This window comes from Comamonas sp. 23, assembly GCF_049601575.1.
Classification (GTDB): domain Bacteria; phylum Pseudomonadota; class Gammaproteobacteria; order Burkholderiales; family Burkholderiaceae_C; genus Comamonas; species Comamonas squillarum.
This window is the reverse complement of sequence record NZ_CP187127.1, coordinates 48,094-68,212: the sequence shown is the minus strand read 5'-3', so window position 1 is coordinate 68,212 and position 20,119 is coordinate 48,094. Positions and strand designations below refer to the sequence as shown.

At 62.0% G+C, this 20,119-nt stretch carries 13 protein-coding genes; 8 read left to right on the top strand and 5 right to left on the bottom strand.

Translation table 11 applies throughout. From position 1 onward, the window contains the following. The 6 genes from ACPEE1_RS00255 to dld all read left to right on the top strand — a co-directional run bounded on the left by ACPEE1_RS00255 (window position 1) and on the right by dld (window position 7,470). Window positions 1-690, top strand: coding sequence for a hypothetical protein (locus tag ACPEE1_RS00255; protein ID WP_133248106.1), 690 nt, complete (start codon window positions 1-3; stop codon window positions 688-690). Window positions 691-693: 3 nt separating this feature from the next. Beyond that, window positions 694-1,305, top strand: coding sequence for a hypothetical protein (locus ACPEE1_RS00250; RefSeq protein WP_423934924.1), 612 nt, complete (start codon window positions 694-696; stop codon window positions 1,303-1,305). A gap of 660 nt (window positions 1,306-1,965) precedes the next feature. Continuing rightward, window positions 1,966-3,648, top strand: a complete 1,683-nt coding sequence (gene lldP, locus ACPEE1_RS00245; RefSeq protein WP_182344497.1) for an L-lactate permease — start codon at window positions 1,966-1,968, stop codon at window positions 3,646-3,648. Window positions 3,649-3,715: 67 nt separating this feature from the next. Beyond that, complete coding sequence (gene lldR / locus ACPEE1_RS00240; RefSeq protein WP_116925443.1) at window positions 3,716-4,492, top strand: transcriptional regulator LldR; 777 nt, start codon at window positions 3,716-3,718, stop codon at window positions 4,490-4,492. A gap of 61 nt (window positions 4,493-4,553) precedes the next feature. Then, window positions 4,554-5,690 (top strand): FMN-dependent L-lactate dehydrogenase LldD, encoded by a 1,137-nt coding sequence (gene lldD, locus ACPEE1_RS00235; RefSeq protein WP_116925444.1) that lies wholly within the window; start codon window positions 4,554-4,556, stop codon window positions 5,688-5,690. A gap of 25 nt (window positions 5,691-5,715) precedes the next feature. Beyond that, the gene (gene dld / locus ACPEE1_RS00230) at window positions 5,716-7,470 is read left to right on the top strand and encodes a D-lactate dehydrogenase (protein ID WP_423934923.1); all 1,755 of its coding nucleotides are present in this window, start codon (window positions 5,716-5,718) and stop codon (window positions 7,468-7,470) included. 101 nt (window positions 7,471-7,571) lie between these two features. Here dld and ACPEE1_RS00225 read toward each other — a convergent pair whose 3' ends face one another. Beyond that, on the bottom strand, window positions 7,572-8,486 hold the full coding sequence (locus ACPEE1_RS00225) for a LysR family transcriptional regulator (RefSeq protein ID WP_182344501.1): 915 nt from the start codon (window positions 8,484-8,486) through the stop codon (window positions 7,572-7,574). A gap of 638 nt (window positions 8,487-9,124) precedes the next feature. Here ACPEE1_RS00225 and ACPEE1_RS00220 point away from each other — a divergent pair. Further along, a complete protein-coding gene (locus ACPEE1_RS00220) occupies window positions 9,125-9,379 on the top strand; it encodes a hypothetical protein (protein WP_021026177.1) in 255 nt (84 codons plus the stop codon). Between the two features lie 46 nt (window positions 9,380-9,425). On the opposite strand, the gene ACPEE1_RS00215 is transcribed toward ACPEE1_RS00220, so the two are convergent. Next, window positions 9,426-10,874, bottom strand: a complete 1,449-nt coding sequence (locus tag ACPEE1_RS00215) for a CitMHS family transporter (protein WP_423934922.1) — start codon at window positions 10,872-10,874, stop codon at window positions 9,426-9,428. A gap of 180 nt (window positions 10,875-11,054) precedes the next feature. Further along, window positions 11,055-11,303 carry a TIGR04438 family Trp-rich protein gene (locus tag ACPEE1_RS00210; RefSeq protein ID WP_116925448.1) on the bottom strand — a complete coding sequence of 83 codons (249 nt, stop codon included), beginning with the start codon at window positions 11,301-11,303 and terminating at the stop codon, window positions 11,055-11,057. A gap of 1,065 nt (window positions 11,304-12,368) precedes the next feature. Here ACPEE1_RS00210 and ACPEE1_RS00205 point away from each other — a divergent pair. Further along, window positions 12,369-17,669, top strand: a complete 5,301-nt coding sequence (locus ACPEE1_RS00205; RefSeq protein WP_423934921.1) for a DUF5979 domain-containing protein — start codon at window positions 12,369-12,371, stop codon at window positions 17,667-17,669. A gap of 173 nt (window positions 17,670-17,842) precedes the next feature. Here ACPEE1_RS00205 and ACPEE1_RS00200 read toward each other — a convergent pair whose 3' ends face one another. After that, window positions 17,843-18,607, bottom strand: a complete 765-nt coding sequence (locus ACPEE1_RS00200; protein WP_423934920.1) for a helix-turn-helix transcriptional regulator — start codon at window positions 18,605-18,607, stop codon at window positions 17,843-17,845. Window positions 18,608-18,711: 104 nt separating this feature from the next. Next, window positions 18,712-20,040, bottom strand: coding sequence for an MFS transporter (locus ACPEE1_RS00195; protein WP_116925451.1), 1,329 nt, complete (start codon window positions 20,038-20,040; stop codon window positions 18,712-18,714). Window positions 20,041-20,119 lie beyond the last annotated feature (79 nt).

The window sequence follows — 20,119 nt, the reverse complement described above, 5'->3', positions numbered from 1 at the left end:
ATGAATAAAAATGCACTTATTTTTGAGAAGCTGACAACCGATGAAATGAATATTTTGCTGTCAGAGTTGAATGGCAAATTTCCTCATTTCAGTTTGATTTCAAAGCACCAAGAGGACTGGCAGTCGTGTTTTAAAGAGGCAATGGAAAATGTTGCGTCGTATGATGCAGACTACGACCCACCTAGATTTTTGAGGGAGAACTGGCCGACAATTGGACCAGTTTGGGAATTGGCTGATTTTCCACGCCTAGGTGTATGCTCTTTTGATGTGCTGACCAAGGTGAATTCATCCTTCTTGTGGTTGATTTCTTTTTGGTATTGCTGGGATATTAATTTTATTGCTTACTCTTGTACTGATTGCTCAAAAGACATAGCGATAAAATTTCATGCACTTGCAATAAATGCGTTGAATTTTGATTTGGAGCTCAATGCCTTAAATGCCTATGACTCAGTACTAACTGTATTTGAGGATATGGATATGGTTGGTGAGGCATTGGATTTTTATTTGACGGGGGATATGGGAGGCGATGATCCATTTCGCCCCATTCTTTTTTGTAAGCAGATTGAGGTTGTGGAGCAACTTAAGAACCATCCCTTCTTTGTAGGGAAGTGCGACTACTACAGCCGTGAAGAATATTTAAAAGATCCGGTTTTGAACCCGCTGCGTCTGCAGTTACCGCCTGGAATGTGATAAATGCTTTCTCTAAGTGACGAGGGATTTTACCAATACGAAGTTTATTGTTTAATGAACTTTGTTTTGATTAAGCCTGAATCACAGCTGGCGCATTTCTACGTTAAGAGGATTATGCCTGTTTGTGCAGAGTCGCACTTTCAAGCCATGGATCTGGATCATGATTTCAATTCGAACATTATAAACCCTTTATATCAGCTGTTTATATCTTGTTTTCTGAATTCGCTAAAGATAATGCCGCTATTGGAGGGCCTGTTTGGTGGTGGTGATATATATCGCGAGATAAACAATGAACGAGAAAATCTGTTTGATGATGAGGTGTCAAATAGATTTTTTGAAAATCTTGAATTTAATACATCTTTGAATGGGTTTGAGAATGGAGAATGTTGGCAAGAGCTGAGAGAGAAATCTAGATTATTTTTGACGAAATATAGTCTGTTGGATAATTTTGATTTTCCAAATCCTATGAAATTCTCTGAATTTTTATATCCAGATGATTTTGAAAAGTATGATCCGGCCCCTCGTTGGTCTAGGTGTGGACAGTCCATTTCGTTGGAGGATTGGGCGCAAATGAAAAATATCACGATGGCTGCCTATAAAGACGCGGTAATTTAGTCTCTTGAGAATTGATACGCCAAGGCAGTGACGTATGCAGAAGCTGATGAACGTGCTGCACGGGGCTGATCAGCTCAGCCCCATGTTGAAAACCGGAGAAGCGCAACGCTTCTTCGATGCGGCATGCCAGTTGGAAAGCCGCAGGCCCGCATGCTTACGGTTCCCTCGGCATGCTTTCCTCTGAACACGCCATGCGCCAGTAACCAAGACAAGTTCTTGCTGCCAGCGACGCCAACCCCATCCACATCCAGTCAACCTCAAAACCGCAGGATCCGCGGCGTCTGGACATGCACATGGGCAGGCCATGCCTGATGCAACCCGGACGTGTTCCATGCAAAGCCATTGCGCTTTGATTGCTTCATATTGGTATGACCAATATGGAAAATGGCACACTAGATTGTCAAATTAAGGGTTTACCCTGGCAATAAATTTGCATGATTCCCCAATAATCGCCCAACTTTGCCGCAGATTGGCGATTTCATGGTTTATTGGTAATACCAATTTAGACCAAAGGTCCAACCAACGGCATAGCGAACAAGCCATTCACCAGGCAAGGCCAAGAACAGGGCAGCCCTAGCAGCCCGTCAGCGCCAAGCCTCCAGTGAACAGCCCAAGAACAAGGCGCGCCATGCGCCCGTCCAATAACTTCGAGACATCGCCATGCAAACTCTCTGGCAGCAAAACTACGACCCGGCTGGCAACATCTGGGTGTCGGCCCTGGTGGCATTGATTCCGATCCTGTTTTTCTTTTTGGCATTAACCAAGTTGCGGCTCAAGGGCTACCAGGCGGGCACCGTCACGGTGGTGCTGGCGCTGGCGGTGGCGTTGTTGTTCTACCGCATGCCCGTCAGCGCGGCGCTGGCCTCGGCCGTCTATGGCTTCTTTTATGGTTTGTGGCCCATTGCCTGGATCATTGTGGCTGCGGTGTTTCTGTACAAGATCTCCGTCAAGACGGGGCAGTTCGATGTGATCCGCTCGTCGATCTTGTCGGTCACACCGGACCAGCGCCTGCAGCTCATCCTGGTGGGTTTTTGCTTTGGCGCGTTTCTGGAAGGGGCGGCAGGCTTTGGCGCGCCGGTCGCGATCACGGCGGCCCTGTTGGTCGGCCTGGGCTTCAAGCCGCTGTATGCCGCAGGCCTGTGCCTGATCGCCAATACCGCCCCGGTCGCCTTTGGTGCGATGGGCATCCCGATCATCGTGGCCGGCCAGGTCTCGGGCGTCGATGCCTTTGCGATTGGCCAGATGGCTGGCCGCCAGCTGCCGTTCATGACCGTGCTGGTGCTGTTCTGGCTGATGGCCATCATGGATGGCTGGCGCGGTGTGAAGGAGACCTGGCCTGCGGTGCTGGTCGGTGGCGGCTCGTTTGCGATCGTGCAGTTTCTCACCGCCAACTACATTGGCCCGGAGCTGCCCGATATCACCTCGGCTATCGTGTCCTTGATTGCGCTGACCCTGTTCCTCAAAGTCTGGCAGCCCAAGCGCATCTTCCGCTTTACGCCAGAGGCGGGTGAGCCGGCTGCAACGGCCGTGCCCGCAGCGCCTGTGTCGTCGGGCGCGCCGCTGACGGCTGTTGCCGTCATCAAGGCCTGGTCGCCGTTCATCATCCTGACCGCCATGGTCACGGTCTGGAGCATCAAGCCCTTCAAGGCGCTGTTTGCCGCGGGTGGCCCGCTGGCGTCCACCGTCATCAATATTCCGGTGCCGTTTCTGCACAACCTGGTCGAGAAGACACCGCCCGTCGTGGCCGCTGCCGCCCCTTACGGCGCCGTCTACACCTTCAACTGGCTGCTGGCCACCGGTACCGCCATCCTGATTGCGGCGCTGATCACCATTGCCTTCACCCGCCTGTCGCCGTCCAAGGCAGTGGCAACCTTGGCCGAGACCTTCAAGGAACTGGCCGTGCCGATCTACTCCATCGGTATGGTGCTGGCCTTTGCCTTTGTCGCCAACTACTCGGGCCTGTCGGCCACCCTGGCGCTGGCACTGGCGCACACCGGCCAGGCCTTTACCTTCTTCTCGCCCTTCCTGGGCTGGATAGGGGTGTTCCTGACGGGCTCGGACACCTCTGCCAATGCACTGTTTGCCGCGCTGCAGGCCACTACTGCGCAGCAGCTGGGCCTGCCCCAGGTGCTGACCGTGGCCGCCAACACCACCGGCGGTGTGACGGGCAAGATGATCTCGCCCCAGTCCATCGCCATTGCCTGCGCGGCCGTGGGTCTGGCGGGGCGCGAATCGGATCTGTTCCGCTTTACGGTAAAGCACAGCCTGATCTTTGCGGTCATCATCGGTTTGATGACTACGCTGCAGGCCTATGTGTTTCCGTGGATGATTCCGGGTCATTGAGCGTCGCTGCGCCATCGCCCTTGATGGAGCCCGCGACGGCAACACATACCACCTGAAAGCTCTCCCCATGCGCCTCGCTGACCATGTTGTCGAAAAACTGCTTGCCCTGGTGCAGGCCCGTGGCTTGCAGCCGGGCCAGCGCCTGCCGGCGGAGCGGCAACTGGCGCTGGAGCTGGGGGTGTCGCGCACATCGGTGCGCGAGGCGCTGCAAAAGCTCATCAGCCAGGGGGTGCTGTCGGCCCGGCGCGGCGATGGCACCTATGTGCAAACGGTGCCATCGGCCGATTGGCTGCAAGAGGCCATGGGGCCGTTGGCCGGGCTGATTGAATCGGACCCCAACTACCGCTATGACGTGCTGGAGACCCGCCATGCGCTGGAGAGTAGCACCGCCTGGCTGGCCGCGCAGCGTGCCACCGCGCAAGACAAGGAACGCATCCAGCGCTGCTTTGATGTGATGATTGAGCACCAGCAAAGCGGCCATGCCGAGTTGGCCGCACGCGCCGATGCGCAGTTCCACCTGGCGATTGCCGAGGCCTCGCACAACCTGGTGCTGGTGCAGGTGATGCAAAGCCTGTTCACCGTGGTGCTCTCTACCGTGGAGCGCAACCGCCATGACATGTTCCGTTTGAGCGCCCCGGTCACGCTGCAGCAGCTCACCGTGCAGCACCAAAGCCTGATGCAGGCGATTTTGGAGGGCGACCCGCAGCGCGCCCGCGCCTGCATTGGCGAGCACCTGGAGCATGTGCGCCACACCATCTTGCAGATGGACGAAGAGCGCGCGCGGCGCGAGCGATCGATGCGCCTGCCGGCCGAGCTGATGCCCAGCCCGCCCGGGGCGCCCTGATCTACGCGGACCCTGACAACCAACATACCGAGACAAACCTCCCAGCCCTGAGAGCGCCACCATGATCATCTCTTCCGCATCCGACTACCGCGCCGCCGCGCAAAAGCGCCTGCCGCCGTTTCTGTTCCACTACATCGATGGCGGCGCGTACGCCGAGCAAACGCTCAAGCGCAATGTGGCTGATTACGCCGATGTGGCCCTGCGCCAGCGCGTGCTCAAGGACATGAGCCAGCTCGACACCAGCATCGAGCTGTTTGGCGAGAAGCTCTCTATCCCCGCCATCCTGGCCCCCGTGGGCCTGCTGGGCATGTTTGCACGCCGGGGCGAGGTGCAGGCCTCACGCGCCGCCGCTGCCCATGGCATTCCCTTCACCCTGTCCACCGTTTCGGTCTGCCCGATTGAAGAGGTGGCACCCGGCCTGGGCCGGCCCATGTGGTTCCAGCTCTATGTGCTCAAGGACCGGGGCTTTATGAAGAACGCGCTCGAGCGCGCGCGGGCCGCCGGCTGCTCCACCCTGGTGTTCACCGTCGATATGCCCGTGCCTGGCGCCCGCTACCGCGATGCGCATTCGGGCATGAGCGGCCCCAACGCCGCGATGCGCCGCTACTGGCAGTCCGTCACCCACCCGGCCTGGTCCTGGGATGTAGGCTTGAACGGCCGACCGCACGACCTGGGCAATATCTCCGCCTACCGGGGCAGCCCCACCGGCTTGGCCGACTACATCGGCTGGCTGGGCAGCAATTTTGATCCATCGATCTCCTGGAAGGACCTGGAATGGATTCGCGACTTCTGGAAGGGCCCGATGGTCATCAAGGGCATCCTCGATCCGGAAGACGCCAAGGATGCCGTGCGTTTTGGCGCCGATGGCATCGTGGTCAGCAACCATGGCGGCCGCCAGTTGGATGGCGTGCTGTCGTCGGCCCGCGCGCTGCCGGCCATTGCCGATGCGGTCAAGGGCCAGATCAAGATTCTGGCGGACTCGGGCATCCGCAATGGGCTCGACATTGTGCGCGCCATCGCCTTGGGGGCGGACGCCACCTTGCTCGGCCGCGCCTTTATCTATGCGCTGGCCACCTCCGGCCAGGCCGGCGTCAAGCACCTGCTGGAGCTGATGGAAAAGGAAATGCGCGTGGCGATGACCTTGACCAGCGTGGCCAAGGTCGCCGATATCAACGGCGATCTGCTGGTGCGCCAGTAAACGACGCACCCTACCAAGACCTGCCATGACCGCTGTCACCACCACCCCCGTATCGCGCGAAGCGCTGCTGGCCCAACTGCGCGCCGCCGTCGGCCCCGCCCATGTGCTGACGGGCGACCAGGCCACGCGCCGTTTTCGCAAAGGCCACCGGACTGGCGAAGGCCCGGTGCTGGCGGTGGTGCGCCCGGCCAGCCTGTGGGAGCAGTGGCAGGTGCTGGAGGCCGCTGTGGCCGCAGGCCGCATTGTCATCATGCAGGCGGCCAACACGGGGCTCACCGGCGGGTCAACGCCCGACGGCAGCGGCTATGACCGCGAGATCGTGCTGATCAACACCTTGCGCATCACCGGGGTGCAGGTGATTGGCGGTGGAGCCCAGGTCGTCTGCCTGCCCGGGGCAACCTTGGACAAGTTGGAGCAGGTCCTGGCACCCTTGGGGCGCGAGCCGCATTCGGTCATCGGCTCGTCCTGCATCGGCGCCTCGGTGCTCGGCGGCATCTGCAACAACTCCGGCGGCTCGCTGGTACGGCGCGGACCGGCCTATACCGAGCTGGCGCTCTACGCCCAGGTGCGGGCCGATGGCTCGCTGGCGCTGGTCAACCACCTGGGCATTGCGCTGGGGGATAGCCCGCAAGAGATTTTGACCCGCCTGCATAACGGCGACTACCGCGAGGCCGACATCACGCACGATGCGCAGCGCGCCGCCTCCGACCCGCGCTACGCCGCCGCCGTGCGCGATGTGGACCAGGATTCGCCCGCGCGCTTCAATGCCGATCCCTCGCGCTTGTTTGAGGCCTCGGGCTCGGCCGGCAAGCTCTGCCTGTTTGCGGTGCGGCTCGATACCTTTCCCAAAGTGCCCAGCACCGTCTTCTATATCGGCAGCAATGCGGCCGACGACCTGACCACCGTGCGCCGCCATCTGCTCACCGCCTTGCCGGAGTTGCCGATTGCCGGTGAGTACATCCACCGCACCGCCTACGACATTGGCGAGCAATACGGCAAGGACACCTTCTTGCTGATTGACCGCTTTGGCACTGCCCGCGTGCCTGCAGCCTTTGCGCTCAAAAGCCGGGTCGATGGTTTCTTTGAGCGCCTGGGCCTGCGCGGCGTCAGCGACCGCATCATCCAGGCGTTCACCAACCTCTTGCCCAGCCACCTGCCCGCGCGCATGCGCCAGTGGCGCGAGCGCTATGAGCACCACCTGCTGCTGCGCGTATCGAACGACACGGCGGACGCCACACGCGCGTTTCTGAGCACGCATTTTGCTGGCAGTGCCAGTGGCGGCTGGTTTGAGTGTGATGCCGATGAAGGGCGCAAGGCCTTTTTGCACCGCTTTGCGATTGCCGGCGCTGCCATCCGCTACCGCGAAGTGCACCGCGCCCAGGTCGAAGATATCGTCGCGCTCGATGTCGCCCTGCGCCGCAATGACCGTGACTGGGTGGAGCAGTTGCCCGCCGAGGTCGAGGCCGACATAGTGCACAAGCTCTACTACGGCCACTTTTTCTGCCATGTCTTCCACCAGGACTACATCGTCAAAAAAGGTGTCGATCCGCTGGCGATGGAACACCGCATGTGGACGCTGCTCGATGCGCGACGGGCCGAGTACCCGGCCGAGCACAATGTGGGCCACCTCTATGTGGCCAAGCCTGCGTTGGCTGATTTTTACCGCCAGCTGGACCCCAGCAACAGCCTGAACCCCGGCATTGGCCATACGGCGCGGGGCAAGAGCTGGGAGGCTTGTTGTGAGCGGCCAAGCGCCTGGCCCAAAGGGTATTCAGACTAGCGCAGGGCGGGGCTGTGGCGCTGGCGATAACGCACTGGCGCCGGGGAAGGAAGGGCAAGCAATGGCTGGCCTGCAGCCAATAGGCGGTGGTCTGGACGGGCTCACAGCGTCTCGCACAGCATGTCCCAGAAGGCTTGCACCAGCAACGGGGTGTCGGCCTGCTTGCCGTGCTTCATCAGACAGATTTTTCTGGCCAGCTGTGGCCGGGCGATCGGCAGGTAGCACAGCTGCGGGTCAGTGTGCGCCTGCTTGCTCAGGCTGGATATCAGCCCGACTTTCAGATCACTGTGCACCAGCGCGTACAGCGATTCGATCGACGACAGGTTGTGCGGCACATTGACATGCACGCCCTGCTCGCGCAGCACGGTGGTGATCATGTCATAGGTATTGCCCCGCCGCAGCACCGCCAGCGGCTGGTCTTTGAGATCGTGCCAGTGCAGCTTGGCCTGCTGGGCCAGCGGATGGCGCGGGGAGACCACGACCACGATCTCATCGCTGGTGATCAGGCGCGAATCAATGTGCGCAGGCATATCGAAATGCAGCCCGACCGCAATATCCGCATCCCCTTGCGTGATCGACTCGATCAGCGTGTCGCTGTGCATGTCGTCGAGCACGAAATGCACCTCCGGGTGGCGCTGCTGGAACTGGGCCATGTACGGCGCAATCCACTGCGATGCCGATGGGATGCAGTGGATGCGGATAGAGCGGCTCTGGTGCTGCAGCCGCTGGAGCATCTCCTCCATGCCCTGGTCAAAGGTGGCAATCATCCAGCTGACCTGGGCGCGCACCGATTCGCCCGCTGGTGTCAGCCGCACGCGCCGCATGCTGCGGTCAAACAAGGTGACGCCCAGCGTGATTTCGAGTTCGCGGATGGCGGAGGAAAAGGCCGGCTGGCTCATCGCCAGCGACTGGGCAGCCTGGGTGAAGGTGGGGTGCTCAGCGGCCTGCTTGAAGCAGCTGAGCTGCCGCAATGTGGGGATGGATGCCGATCTCTGCGGCTGGTAAACGTGGGTCATGATGAATTCATTTTTTCAAATCAAAATAATTACTCCAATTGTAAATTGCTATGTAATTAAATTTTTTACAGATGCGTAAAAAAATGGGTGGTAACGGGCGCCGATGGCAACTGGATAGCACCAGGCAGAAGCGTAAAAGTTCCGGAGATTTTTACGAAATTGCCTCTGTTTCATCGGTGTTTTCACCGATGAATGGCGAAGTGATGGCGCCGCGATGGGTAGCGACTGTGCCACACATGGGGTAGATCGTAGGCATACCTAACATTTGTTGAATTTATCGCTATTTATTAACGATAGATATAGTATATTATTTAAGTTGGTTTTTTCGCACAGATCGGCCCGAGGCTGGCGTGCCGCCCACAGGGCGGTTTTGACCGGTGGCGTTCAGCGCCTCCCTGGCCCTGGGCCAGCGCACTGCCTGCCGCAGCCGGCTGCCCATGCTGCCGATGCGCTGTGCATGCCCGCAGCAGCCTGCCCCTTTGCCCGGATGCCATGTCTTGACCGGGCCGGAGCTGCCGCTGCGCAATGGCATCCCCTGGTGCATTTCCGAAACTCCGCTGCTGGTGCGGCAGACCGGGCCCATCGACGGGCCGGACAGCCGGCGCGGGAATGTCTTTTATTTTTTTACAAGCTCATCTATGAATTTTTCAAGCATCGATTGGAGCCAGGCGCCAGAGGATGCGCGCTGGTGGGCCATGGATGGTGATGGCCATGCCTATTGGTACTGCAGGCCGCAGATTGCCGCGGCCACCACCTTCTGGTTTGCTGCGCGCCACCCGGCGCCCAGCTTTGGCTATGCGCGCGATTTCCGGCAGTCCCTGCAGGCTCGGCCGGCACCGGCTGAGGAGAGTGCGCCTGCGCGCGCTGCAGCGAGCCGTCTGCTGCGCCGCTAGCACGGTGCGCCAGCCCTGCCCCGGGGCAGGGCTGGCGCCGTGCCGGTCAGATAATGCCCAGCATCCAGGTCAGCACCAGCAGTGACAGCGACAAGCCCCAGATCCAGAAGAACGAGTAGCGGATATGCTGGCCCATCGACAGCTTGGCCAGGCCCAGGCCCATCCACAGCGCCGGCGAGAACGGCGAGACAAAGGTGCCCACAATGCTGCCGATGATCATCGCGTAGGCTGCCGAAGTCGACGGCACCCCCGCCTGCGAGGTGATCTGCTCGACGACGGGGAACAGCGCGAAGTAGTAGGCATCGGTGCTCAGCACCAGCTCCAGCGGAATGCCGATGGCGCCAATGACCAGGTGCATATAGGGCAGCAGCACGGCCGGCAGCACATCGACCAAGGCCCGCGCAATGCTGTTGAGCATGCCCGACTCCTTGAGGATGCCCAGGAACGTACCGGCCGCCAAGATGATGCTGGCCATCATGATGGCGCCGCCCGCGTGGGCATTGATGCGCTCGATCTGCACCTTGGGTTGGGGGTAGTTGATGACCAGGGCCACGCACAGCGCAATCATGAAGGTATAGCCGGGCGGGAACACGCCCATCACCAGCACCGCCAGGGTGAGCAAAAACACCAGCGCATTGACCCAGCGCAACCGGGGGCGCAACAGCTGCGCGCGCGCCTCATCGGCCGCCTTGGCCGCAGCCGCCTGCATGGCCAGTTCGGTGGCGGCATGGGGCTGCAGTGCCGCGGCCAGCTCGTCGACATGGCTGGGATGGGCGGATGCGGGCGCCGATGTGTCCACCGACGCAGACGCAGCTGCAGACGCAGAGCCGGACACCGCAGCAGGCATGGCTTGCGCCAGCTCGGCCTTGAGCGCCTGGCGGCGGATGCGGCGCTGCTCGCGCAGGCCCAAAAACACCGCCAGCACCAGCAGCAAGGCCAGGCCCAGGCCTTGCACCACCACCAGCTCGCGCCACAGCGCCACGGCATCCATCTCCAGCACCGTGGCTACGCGGCCCACCGGCCCACCCCAGGGCAGCATGTTGACCACGCCGGCGCTGGCAGCCAGCAGCAAAAACAGCAGGTAGGGGCTCATCTTCAGGCGCTGGTACAGCGGCAGCAGCGGCGGCACCACCAGCAAGAAGGTGGAGGCGCCTGCGCCATCGAGCTGAGCGATGGCCGATATCAGCACCGTGCCCACGGCCACGGCAATCACATTGCCGCGCGTGATGCGCACCATGGCGCGAATCAGCGGGTCAAACAAGCCCACATCGTTCATCACGCCAAAAAACAAAATGGCAAAGATGAACATGGTCACCACCTGCACCACGGAGCTGATGCCGTGGCGGTAGAAACCGGTGATCTCGCTGGTACTGAAGCCAGCGATCAGGGCGCCGGCAAGGGGCACCAGCACCATGCTGATCACGGGCGAGACCTTCTCGCTCAGCAGCAAGGCGACGATGACAACAACAATGGCTAAGCCAATCAAGGTGAGCATAACTACTTCTTCTAGTGCGTGGGGGAAATGGCGCATACCTTGCGCGGTATGCAGCCGGCGCTGAGTGGCCCACACATGCCCGGTAGCCAGGCCCGGCGGTGCTTGTGGCACCGCCAGCGGCTCGCCTCTCGTCTCCAGGGCAAACACGGGGTGGGTTTGCCGGGGCGGTGTGGGCCGCTCTTATCTGTCGCGGGACCGGGTCGCGTTGAATCTGAAAAGGTCCTTGTCTTTCACATAGCGGGCCGATTGCTTGCGGGCGCGCCGCGCCCGGCTGCGCCGGCGTGTGTAGCCGGACCAGTCGGCCCACAGCTTCCACAGCAGGGCCAGCAACGAGGGCGCCAGCACATGGGGCCATGGCCAGCTATCTATTGGTGGAATTTCATAGATTTTCAGCATCAACAGGCTGACAGCAATGATCAAGAGGTACATGGCAGAAAGAAGGGGCGTGTTGTGCTGCCTGCGAGGGGCTGATTGGTACGACCGCAGGCAGCGGTAGCGCAAGGCGGGCGGTGACCTCACCACCCGGGATGAAACGGGGAATCAGGCCCGCAATGGCTGGGCGGTACCCCACCCTGTGCCTGCAGACCTGAAGAAAGCGTGTCTGGGCCGCCATCTGTAGAGACTGGGCGGCATACAGCGACACATGCGCATAAATTATAGCTTTATGCTAATAAATCAATGAATCAAATCATTAACAGCTATGTTGAATGCGCATTCTGTGCTGGCGCTGCTGCTGGGTGTGTGGGCGGAAAAAGGCCGTCGATACCATGCCTGCAGGTGGCCAAACCCTTGGAGCTACAGGGTTTGATGGCGGGGGCGCGGTTTTTTTTACAGCCCATTGGGCGCGTTCAGGTGCAGTGACCTGGCAAGCGTCAAATGCGATTTTTGCTGTGAATTTCTAGGGTTTTAGAGCCCTGTGGTGCCAGTCAGGTACAGCGCTGGGTTGTCAGAAGTTAACAAATCAAAAGTGTATAGATAAAGTCATTAATTGAATAACTAGCCAGTCATATCTGACACTTTTCTGATCAGAACTTATGAAAATCGGCAGATGCCTAGAGCATTGCTAATACAACAAATTTTTCGAGAAGTGGTAGTTTTTGTGCGCGTGCTGATAAACGGTAAATACTGTGGATTGCATGCATAAAAAACGAAAGGTTACGAAATAAACCAAAGAGAGCGTTATGCCATTTTGGCGACAAATTGTTAACCCAACGCCTTGGCGGATGGGTTTGCAGCGATGTCGCATGTCAGAGGTAGAACCCTTATCCCATAGGCGTTTGCGAAGTTTTGGTGGCGACAAAATAGGCGCCGAACAGCCGACCCGGAGCGCCCGCGTAAACCCTAGGTTGTGGCATATGTAACGTATGAATGTTAATTTTTTCAAACCAAGGCGAAAACAGTGGTTTTTGTGCCAGCCCTTGTCCGCGGTGCTAATTTAGGTAACGAGGCCATTAAAATTTGTACATATTAATATTTCCAATGAATGGAGTTGATGTGATAAAAAATTATCTGCATCGCATGCGCTGGGAGGCGCAAGGGCCTGCGACCCGGCCCAAAGGAGGCGCCCTACGCGGCGCGGTGATTGGCAGGGCCCTGTTGGCCCTGGCGGGCCTGTGCGCCTTGGCCAGCCCGGCGCAAGCGGCCATCACCATCACCAGCGCGGTGGTCAGTGCCGACGGCAGCGGCCCATTCGACGCCGACAACAACCCCGGCAATGACAGCGGGCCTGCCAATGGCGTCGTGCGCAGCCAGGACACCGTCCTCTACACCATTAACTACAACGCCTCGGACACGAGCAACAGCGTGATCACCGCGACCTTGCCAGCGGGCATGCGCTGGGATCCCACGGCCACTGCTGCCACCGTGTGTAATGGCCCCGGCGGCGGCAGCTTGAATGCTGCCCGAACCGTGCTGACCTGTAACCGCCAGCCCGCCAGTGCGGGCGTAGAGTCGTTCCAGGTGCTCAGCTGGGTGGGCAATGTGGCCAATGGCGCCTCGGTGGCATTGACGGCCGCCTCCGGCGGCTCGTCGGCCATCTCTCCGTCGGTCACCGTGTCCGCCACCCCAAAAACCGATACCCGCGTGCGGGCGGAGCCTGGTGCTATTGTGCGTGCAGAAACGACGCCAGGCTCCGGTGTTTGGGAGCGGCGCATGCCGGTCACCATCAGCCTGGGCGCCTTGCTGCCCGCCAGTGGCAACTTCAAGGGCTATGAGGCGCTGCAAAACCCGGTGGCTGTCACCATCAAGGTGCAGCCTGGCGCCGTGGTGCGCAACTGCCCCGCTGCGGCCACCTGCACGCAGTCTGCCCCGGGCGCCGATGTGACGGTGCAACTCAACAGCCCCGTCACCCATTTCCTCGATGCCGCTGCTGTCGGCGGTATGGAAGCCGATTGGCGAGGCACGGTTTTGACAACTGTCGAGATTGGCGTCCCTGAGATCCCGAACTTTCCGGCAGGCCAAGCCAGTTTTATCACGGCGCAGCTGGTCAATTTTGCACCGCTGGGCCTCGGCGGCCAGCCCAATGCAGTGCCAGCACCGGGCTACCAGCCCGGCTTTAGCTGCGCTGCCAACACCACAGTGAACCCCTCGCAAACCTGCCTCAGTGTGGTCGTGAACCGTACCCAGACCGTGCAGCTGACCATCAGCGGCGGTGCGGTTTATGACGGGAGCAATTTTCTGTATGGCGATGGCCATGGTTATACCCAGGGCTTTGAGAAGGTGGCGCCTGGTCAGACTTTTAATGCCCTGCTGGGCCTGGCTAATCGCCCAACCTCCGAAGACCCGGTTACCGATGCGCAATCCTGCGTGGCCTGGAACCCGGCCTTGCTGGAGCTGCGCGCTGCCGCTAGCCTGAAGCTGGGCAATACCCCGCTCTTTTACCTACCGACCCAACTGGGATTTCCCGATGTCGCCGCTGCCGATATGGTGCTGGAGTATTCGGCCCAGCCCTATGCCGATGATGCGGCGCGCCGTGCGGCCAACTGCGGCGTCGCCGGTGATGGCAATCCGCTGTGGACCAGCAACTACGCATCGCTGCCGCCCAATACCATCACCAGCGTGCGCTATGCCTACCGCCCCGATTTGCAGCCTGGCCAAACCGTAGGCCTGGTGCTGCCGCTGCAGCGCAGCAGCAGCGCCACCTCGCTGGCGCTGGCCGATGATGCACCGCTGCCCTGGTTCCGCCAGTACTTTACGGCGGCCAGCGGACGCGTGTATTCCACCTATGACGGCAACAGTAATACCAATGGTGGCAACGGCGGCGGTTATGTGCAGGCTGCCTCTGCCCAGGTGCGCCACCGCATTGCGCTGCCGGCCAGCGTGTCGCCTGGCGATATTTTCCCGATCAGTGTCACGCCCACCACCATTGGCGCGACCACGCCCGGGATCAATGGCGTCTCGCGCAATGTGCAGATCACCCTTGACTTTCCCAACACCTATATCCAGCCACTGGAGAGCTCGATTGCACCGGCCTTGCCGCCCGGGGCAACCTATGTGCTCACGCCTGCCGATCTGGGCGCGGACGGCCTGCCCGGCACCGCCGATGACGGCGCGCCCGCCAAGCTGGTGCTGAACCTGGGCGACCTGGCAGCGCCCGGTGGCGCTGTGGGCCCGGCCCCGTTCCAGGGCCATGCCACCGCGCACCCGGCCATCACCTTCCAGGCCCAGGCGGCCTATATCTCCCCGGTGGGTGGCTACCCGCTGGTGGGCCTGGTGGCAGCCAACAATGACCTGAGCTTTGCCGACTACACCGGCGTGGCCAATATCGCCCCATCGGCGTTGCTGCAAGACCGCACCGAGCGGGTCAGCACCACGGTGTCGGGCGTTGCCGGCTTCCAGATGAGCAAGGCGCTGGTCAGTGGCGGCACGGTCGACAACAGCGACCCGGCCAATCCGGTCACCCGCATCACCGCTGGACAGCCCTTTACCTATGCGATCTCGTTTGGCAATGCCACCAGCACGGCCAAGGGCCAGCTGCGCATGGTCGATGTGCTGCCCTTTGATGGCGACGACCGCGGCACCACGGGCCTGGGCCCGCTGCAAATGGTCAGCGCCACCGCCGCCATGGGTGGCTCCGGCCAGGGCACGATCGGCATTGAGTACACCACCACGGCAGCGGCCACGGTGCGCGCTGCCGTCCAAACCCCGGGCAATGAAGATGCAGCCACCGGCGTGGCCTGGACGGCCTACGCCGGCGGTGCCTTCCCCGCCGGTGTGACGGCGCTGCGCTTTACCACCAGCTCGACGCTGCAACCGGGCTACAGCGGTATTGCCAACCTGACGATGCGCAGCGCTTCCCCGCTGGCGCCCACCACCGAGCTGTACAACGACGTGTTTGGCCGCGAGCTGAGCCCCGGGGGCCTGGTGCTGACGGCAAGCGGACAGGTGGAGCTGCGTGGCCAGGCGGCTGCCAGCCTGACGGGCCTGGTGTTCAATGACCTGAACATGAACAACACGCTGGACGCTGGTGAAGCGGGAGTAGCGGGCATCACGGCCACGCTGACCTGCGATGCCGGCCCTGCCTGCACGGCGGGCGAAACGCATAGCGCAGTGACCGACGCCTCGGGCGTGTACAGCTTTGCGCCGGGCGCCACGGTCGATGGCCAGGCCAATTTCCCAGGTCTTGCCAGCGGCTCCTGGACCTTGAGCATTGCCCCCGGTGCGCAGTGGCTGGCCGTTGGTGCCACCCCCGGCACCGTCAATGGCACAGCCTCTGGCACGGCGGTGGACCGCAGCATCAGCGGCATCGTGGTACCCACGGGCGGAACGGCGGTGGACTACCTGTTTGCCGAGCGCCAGCAGGGCAGCCTGACCATCAACAAGGCGCTCGTGCTGCCCGCGGGTGTGACCGGTCCTTTTGATTTTGCGTTTACCGCAACCTGTGACCTGCCCACCGCTGGCTTCACCTACCCTGCGACCCTGACCGGCTACCCGGCCAATACCTCGGTGACGATTGACGAGGTGCCCGCCACTGCCAACTGCACGGTGACCGAAGACACCCCTTTGCCCGCGGCCCCTGCCTCGTACGAATGGGCGGCCCCCTCGGCGCCTGCGCCCGTGGTGATCGCTGCCAACGGCAACGCGGCGGTGACGGTGACCAATACGCTCAATGCGCTGTATGGCAGCATCACGATCACCAAGGATCTGGTGTTGCCAGGTGACGCCCCTGGTCCGTTCACCTTCAGCTACACGGCGACCTGCGATCTGCCAACGGCCGGTTCGGTGTTCCCCGCCAGCCTGACGTACCCGACCGCGACGTCGACCACCATTGCCAATGTGCCCGCTGGTGCGCAGTGCGTCGTGGCGGAAGGCCCCTTGCCTGCAGCCCCTGCGAACTACACCTGGGGCCCTGCGGCAGCGAACGCCAATGTGACGGTGCCGCTGAATGCCTCAGCCCCGGTGACGATGGCCAGCAGCCTGGTGCGCTTGACCGCCGGTATTGAAGTGACCAAGACCCTGGCGCTGCCCAGCGGTGTGACCGGCCCCTTCAGCTTTGGCTTTACCGCCACCTGCAACCTGCCCAGCGCGGGCTCGACCTTCACTGCGACCTTGGCCAACTACCCGACCAACACCCGGGTGACGATCCCTGGCATCCCCTCGGGCGCCAGCTGCGCGGTGACGGAAAACACCCCGCTGCCAACCGCACCGGATGGGTACGAATGGGCAGCGCCTAGCGTGCCTGCTCCGGTCACGGTGCCCAGCAGTGGCGTGGCTTCGGTGGCGGTGACCAATGCGCTGAACCAGCAGTTTGGCAGCATCACCATCAACAAGACGCTGACCCTGCCCAATGGCGTGACCGGTCCGTTCAACTTCACGTACACGGCCACCTGCGACCTGCCCAGTGCCGGCACGGTGTTCCCTGCGAGCTTGAGCTACCCGACCGCGACGTCGGCCACCATTGCCAATGTGCCCGCTGGCGCCCAGTGCGTAGTGGCTGAAGGCCCCCTGCCCACGCCACCTGCCAACTTCAGCTGGGGCCCTGCGGCGGCCAATGTCAACGTCACGGTGTCTGCCAACAGCGCCGTTGCCGCCACGATGGCCAGCACCCTGGTGCGCCAGCAAGCGGGCATTGAAGTGACCAAGACCCTGGCACTGCCCAGCGGCGTGACCGGCCCCTTCAGCTTTGGCTTTACCGCCACCTGCGACCTGCCTAGCGCTGGCACGGTCTACACCGCCACGTTGGCCGACTACCCGACCAACACCAAGGTGACGATCGCCAATGTGCCAGCCGGTGCCAACTGCACGGTGGTGGAAGACCAGCCGCTGCCAACGGCGCCTGCCAACTACGTGTGGGCGGCTCCGTCGGTGCCCGCACCCGTGGTGGTGCCCAGCACCGGTGCGGTGGCAGTCGGTGTGACCAATGCGCTGACCGGGCAGACCGGTGACATCCTGGTGAACCTGAACACCACCCTGCCCGATGGCGTGGCCGGTCCCTTCAGCTTTGTCGTGACTGCCACTTGCAACCTGCCCACAGCGGGAACCACCCACAGCGTGACCATCGTGTCGCCACCAGCGAGCGCGACCGGCACCATCACCGGTGCCCAGGCCGGCGCTGAGTGCACGATTGCGCAAACCTTGCCTGCCGCACCGGCTGGCTACCAGTGGGATGCGCCAACGCTGGAAGGCAGCCCGGTGACCATCGCGGCCAACACCAATGTGCCGGTGACGGTGAGCAACAGCCTGGTCAAGGCACAAGCGGGCACGCCAACGCCCGTGCCAGTGGACAGCCGCGTAGCACTGCTGCTGCTGGCGCTGCTGCTGGCTGCCGGCGCCAGCCTGCAACTGCGCAAGCGCTAAATCAGCCTTCCAGCAGGGCGGTCCACTCCGCACTGCTGGCTGGGTGAGCACAACCAGCAAAACCGGGGCTTGATGCCCCGGTTTTTTTATGCCTGTTGGTTGGATGCCCGTGTGCGCAAAGGCAGGCTCATTGCGCGCTGCGAGCGCCTCAACTGCTCTGAAGACGGCAGGCGCTAGTTCAGCAGCCCTGGCAAAAAATCACTGGCCCGGCGAAACCGGAAACGCGCATAGGCACGCAGCCGGTAGGTATGCACTGTCGCCGTGCTGATGGACAGCGCGGCGCCAATGTCCTGGGCGCTGTCGCCCAGCAAGGAGCGCGCAATGACCAGGCGCTCGCGTGCGGTGAGGGACGGAAAGCTGCGCTGCAGGCGCGCCAGCAATAGACCTTGGGCATCGGCATCAGCTTGCGGCCGGGTGGGGGCGGCCGATTCCCGGACCCGGGCATGCAAGGCCACCATCGCCAACTGCCCCAGGGCGGCCAGCTGCGGGCTGGGGCTGGCGGACTGCACATGCAGACCCCGGTAAAAGCTCAGAATCAGCAAGCGCTGCGAAGCATCGACCCAGCTGAAGCTGAGCTTGTCGACAAAGCCCGGTTGCTCAAAACACAGTTCGCGGTACTCTCCCGAGGGCAGATGGCAGGCCCGCACCTGCTGCGAAAATCCCCCGCTGCGCTTGCCGCGCAAGGCCTGCGCCTGCAGCACCGGGTCCATCGCATGGAAGCGCCGGGCGTAGGCGCCTGTCCGCTCGGCAATCCCCCGGCGCTCGCCGGCAGCCAGGACCTCGTGCACGCCGCCCGCTGCATCGACCTGGTAGGCGAAGATCTCTTCGACCTGGTCGAGGCCGCGCGAGGCGCCCAGCAGCGTCTGCGCAAAATCGGGCGACAGCGCCGCGTCGAGCAGCGACTGCCCCATCGAGGGATCAAACATCAACGCTTGCATGGTGGCGACTCCTTGCTGCGGCCTGGGCAGCCATTAGGGGCTCTGTGGGTGGCATCGTGGAACGACGCGGGCCATCGCAGTGCGCTGACCCGCTTGTGCACCCGCTACTGCTGCAGATCGACCCCCATGCGCTCGCGCGTGGTGCTGACGGCGACCAGCGACACCAGGGCCAGCCCCATGATATAGATGCCGATATAGAAGGACTGGCCATAGCTGGTGATGAGCCACTGCGCAATGGAGGCGGCAAAGGCCCCGCCCAGGATGGTTCCCAGCGCATAGCCCACGGACACGCCCGAGTAGCGCACATGGGCCGGAAACATCTCTGCATAGAGCGCCGCCTGCGGGCCATAGGTGAGACCCAGCGGAATGCTCAGCAGCGCCAGCGCGACAAAGAACAGAGCCAGGCTGCCCGAATCCACCAGCCACCACATCGGCACCGCCCACAGGGCCAGCAGCACATAGCCGATCTGGAAGGTGCGCACCCGTCCAAAGCGGTCTCCCATCATGCCCCCCACCAGCGTGAACACCAGCCAGCTGAGCGAGGCGGCCATGGTCACCACCAGCAGCGGCGTGGCCGACAGGCCCAGCTTGTTGCGGCCATAGGCCACAAAGAACGCAATGAGCAAGTAGCCGGCGGCGTTGTTGCCGACAAAGATCAGCGCCGTGCGCAGCACGGTGCCGCCGTGGTGGCGGAACAGGCTGCGCAGCGGGGCGGATGAAGCGGCCTTGCGGGCATGCATCTGCTCAAAGATCGGCGACTCGCCAACGCTGCGGCGAATCAAGGTGCCGACCCCGATCAGCACGATCGACAGCAGGAACGGAATGCGCCAGCCCCAGGCCATGAACTGCTCGCTGGACATCGACGAGGTCAGGATGCTGAGCACCAAGGTGGCCAGCAGCAGGCCAATGGGCACCCCGATCTGCGGAAAGGAGCCGAAAAAGCTGCGCCGGTGGCGCGGGGCGTGTTCCACCGCCATCAGGGCCGCGCCGCCCCATTCACCGCCGGCCGAAAAGCCCTGCACCACGCGCAGCACGACCAGCAAAATGGGCGCCCATACCCCAATCTGGGCATAGGTGGGCAGCAGGCCGATGAGCATCGTTGCGCCCCCCATCAGCACCAGGGTCATCACCAGCACGGCCTTGCGGCCCAGCCGGTCACCCAGCGAGCCGCAGACGACCGCGCCCAGCGGCCGGAACAAGAACGAAATGCCGATGGTGGCGAAGGCAATGATCTGTGCCAGGGCCGGGTTGTGCTGGGCCAAAGGCCCAAAGAACAAGGTGCCCAGCACCAGGCCGGCCATCTGCGCGTAGATGAAGTAGTCATACCATTCGATGGCCGTGCCGACCAAGGTGGCAGTGAGCACCCGGCGTTCATCCGGGGTGGTGGTGCCTGCCGGCGACGCGGGCAGGCTGCTGATCGATGAATTCCCCATGTATTTGTCTCCTTTTATAAAGTGGGTCTATGCCCTATTTGCTGGCTGGCGCTGGCGCTGGCGTTGCGGCTTGCGAACA